At 65.4% G+C, this 3522-nt stretch carries 4 protein-coding genes; 3 read left to right on the plus strand and 1 reads right to left on the minus strand.

Annotation, left to right across the window (positions count from 1 at the left end):
* Positions 1-248: 248 nt before the first annotated feature.
* Entirely contained in the window at positions 249-1031 is a 783-nt protein-coding gene (locus ACRDPS_RS00635; RefSeq protein WP_431499681.1) for an OB-fold protein, read from the plus strand.
* A 136-nt stretch (positions 1032-1167) separates the two neighbouring features.
* Positions 1168-1461, plus strand: coding sequence for a hypothetical protein (locus ACRDPS_RS00640; RefSeq protein WP_431499682.1), 294 nt, complete (start codon positions 1168-1170; stop codon positions 1459-1461).
* Between the two features lie 259 nt (positions 1462-1720).
* Here the strand turns inward: ACRDPS_RS00640 and ACRDPS_RS00645 are convergent, their stop codons facing one another.
* Complete coding sequence (locus tag ACRDPS_RS00645) at positions 1721-2509, minus strand: aminotransferase class IV (RefSeq protein ID WP_431499683.1); 789 nt, start codon at positions 2507-2509, stop codon at positions 1721-1723.
* Between the two features lie 154 nt (positions 2510-2663).
* On the opposite strand from ACRDPS_RS00645, the gene ACRDPS_RS00650 reads away from it, so the two are divergent.
* Positions 2664-3522 (plus strand): HAD family hydrolase (locus ACRDPS_RS00650; RefSeq protein WP_431499684.1); only part of this gene is annotated, 859 nt, incomplete at its 3' end.

Consider the following 3522-nt stretch of genomic DNA (forward strand, 5'->3'; position numbering starts at 1 on the left):
CCCCCTGGGACAGCGCCGGGGGATCCTCCTCTCAGACCTCGCCGAGCGGCCCACGGCCGCACACATGCTCCTCGGTTTCCAAGAGGTCCCACGATTCACCCGAGACCGGCTCAGGTGGACTGCGATGGCTATCCCAGTCCACTTGCCCGCCCTCGGGTCCTCTGACCTGCCTGTCCAACGGGCATAGACACCACACGTCGCACGAAGGAACCACACCCATGAATTATCCTCCGCCCGCCCCGTCATCCATGCCCTCGCCCGCGCCTGGCCCCGAGCAGATCCTCAACCACGAGATCGGAAAGTCTGTTGCCACCGGCTGGACTCTCGTCTCCAACCAGAACGGCTACGCGATCCTCAACCGCGGCGGCAAGGTACGGCACCTCATGCACGGGTTGATCTCGCTGTTCACGTGCGGCACGTGGCTGCTCGGCTGGGCCATCGTTGCCATTCTCGGTGCCCGCCAGGTCCTGACCATCTCCGTGGACGAGAGGGGCCTCGTCAACCGCCAGGAGCCCAAGCCCCGCTGGCCCTACGTGGCTGCCGTCGTCGCCGCCTTCGTCGTCATCGGCTCGATTGCCGCTGCCAATGGAGGTGGCGGGACCGACACGACTGCTACCGACGACTCCAGCGAGGCGGCTGCGCAAGGGGGCGATGTCAAGGCGGAAGAGTCCAACGCTCCCGCAAAAGCCAAGGAGAAGCCCAAGCCCAAAGCTAAGCCGATCGTGGTCAGCGCCTCGGACCTGATCAAGGAATTCGAGGCGAGCGAGTTCACTGCGGATAAGAAGTACAAGGGTAAGACCCTGAAGATCACCGGAGGCGTGGTCTCTTCGATCGATGCGCAGCTGTTCGACGACGACAAGTACGACGTCTCGTTCGACGGAGGAGGGGACTTCGAGATCCTGGGCATCCACTGCCGCAGCGTTGCGAACAAGTACCTCGACACCCTCGCCCCGGGCAAGGAGGTCACGGTGACCGGCAAGTTCGATGACGGCGGCGACCTGGGCGTCGAAATGAAGTCCTGCGACTTCTGAGGGTGATCAAACCTCACGATTCACCCCAGACCGGAGCGACTTCTCGCCGCCATCGCAGACATCCGCTCCCAGTCTTCGGTGTCCACGTGCGCAGTCGCATGGACAAGCCCGCCAAACCCGCAGAAGGAGAGACCCCATGACCAACCCGTACCCCGGCTACGTGCCGATCGTCGAGAAGCCCAAGAAGAAGCGACGCATTTTCTGGTGGTTCTTTCTTGCCGTCCAGATCCTCTTCATCATCTGGATCATTGCTGGCGCCACCAGCGGCGGCACGGCCACAGACTGCGGGTCGCTCTCCCAGCAGGCGTGTCAGGACGCGCAGGACGTCGGCACCGGCATCGGCGTGTTCCTGATCGTCATCTTCTGGATGATCGTGGACTTCTTCCTCGCTGTGATCTACGGGATCTACAGGCTCGCGACACGCTCCTGATGGTCCAGAGGATGCTCAGTGTCGTGGTGATCTCCACGACGCTGGTCACCTGTGGTTCCTTGGGTCAAGAAGCAACCTCGGTATACCCGCGACGACCACGATCAACAAGAATGTCAACGCCCCGATCGATGGTGCCGACCTTCTCCGGGCGGGCATGCGACGCCAGGGAACGACTTCGACGCTGGGTGAGCCGCTTGCCTGGCAGCCAATGGCCTGCTATCCGCGGGCGACCGTGTGACGCTCCGTGACGCCGACGGTCTCAAACTCGAGGCGTCGGAATCGCGGCGTAGATCCGCTGCAAATCTGCGATCATCAGGTCGTTCGGGTCGAAGCTGTGGTTGTCGATCGCGCTGATCGGACGCACGCCGATGCTTGCGTTCGTCGCGAATGCAGCCCGCATCTGTCCAACCTGGCCGACCGGGACCTTCCGCAGCGGCTGTCCGCCGCCGGCGTCACGCAGCAGCGACATCGTCACCCCGGGAAGAACCGCCGCGTCGGGCCAGATCACCGCGCCGTCGGGGTCGATGAAGCCGATGTTCCACGTGCTGCCCTCAGAGACGTTCGGGCTGATGGGATCGACGAACAGAACGTCATCGAACCCGGCCTTCTTGGCCGTCACACGGTGTCGGAGCGAGCTGAACAGGCCGACGTGCTTGATCTCCGGGGTGTCGCGCTGGAATCCGGTGGACTTCACCCTCAGTGGCGGAAGCGTGCCAACACCGCTGGGCCGAGACGTGATCAGCGGAACCGGACGGGCGGTCACCGTCCCGATATTTCCGAGGTTGATGGCGGGGTCGAACACGGTCACCCGGAGTGTGTAAGACCCGATCGATCCGGTGATGGCCGCACGGATGTCGGCGACCAGGACCTCCCGGTCGAGCACGACATCGAAGACGGCCTTCGCGTTGCTGATCAGGCGCTCGAGATGCAGGTCGAAGCCACGTACCGCGCCTGCTTCGACATGCATCGAGGTGAAGTGGCCGTAGCCCGTCAGAGCGAGCGCCCTCAGCTCATCGGGAGTCGCCTCGATGCCGTGGATCGTCGCCATGGCGACCACCTTGCCACCCGGCCAGCCGTGAGCTCAGCTCTGACTTGCGGTCTCCGGGCGCCTAGCGAATCCCAGTAGCCGTCGCGCGACAGGACAGGCATCATCGGCGGTGATCGCGTCGCCCACAATCTGCAGAGCAACCAGAACGGGACCCATGAACACCCTGATCCTCAGCGACCTCGACGGCACGCTCCTCGGCCCCGGCGCAGCACTCTCGACGGCAACCCGTGACGGCGTCAACGACCTCGTCGCGAACGGCCTAATGTTCACCTACGCAACCGCCCGCTCGTACGTCTCCGCGGCCCGAGTCACCGACGGGCTCGACCTGCGGGTCCCGGTCACCGTCTCCGGTGGCGCGTTCCAGCTCGACCCGCAATCCGGCGCGATCCTCAACGAGGAACGCATCCCGGACGACGACCTGGACACCGTGCTCCGGCTCTGCCGCGAGCACCGAGTTCCGCCGATCGTCTACAACGGCAGCCCGACGGCCGAACGGGCCGCCTGGGTGGAGGGCGAGGAGTCCGAAGGCATGCGCCGATTCCTCACGGACAGGGCCGGGGACAAGCGCTTTCGCCCGGCCGACGACTGGGCCCTGCTCCCCCGCTCCGGCGTCTTCTACGCCACGATCATCGGCGAGGCGACCGCGGTCGCAGCGCTGACCGTCGACCTAGCAGCGGCAACGGACGGGAGGCTCTCCCTCATCGCGCAGATCGACACGCACCACCCGGAGGACACCTACCTCGAGCTCAGCGCCGCGCGCGCCACCAAGGCCCACGCCGTGGCCTGGCTGCGCGACTACCTGAGCGTCGACCAGGTCATCGCCTACGGCGACAACCTCAACGACCTGCCCATGTTCGGGGCTGCAGATCAGGCGTACGCGGTCGCCAACGCGGCCCCGGAGGTCCTCGCTGCCGCGACCGGCGTCATCGGCGCGAACGCCGAGGATGGGGTCGTTCACCACCTCACGGCGGCCTGGTCAGCAGATCTGCAGAAGACGTCGCCGGCACCCGGAT

This window comes from Nocardioides sp. (assembly GCF_050699375.1).
Lineage (GTDB): Bacteria > Actinomycetota > Actinomycetes > Propionibacteriales > Nocardioidaceae > Nocardioides.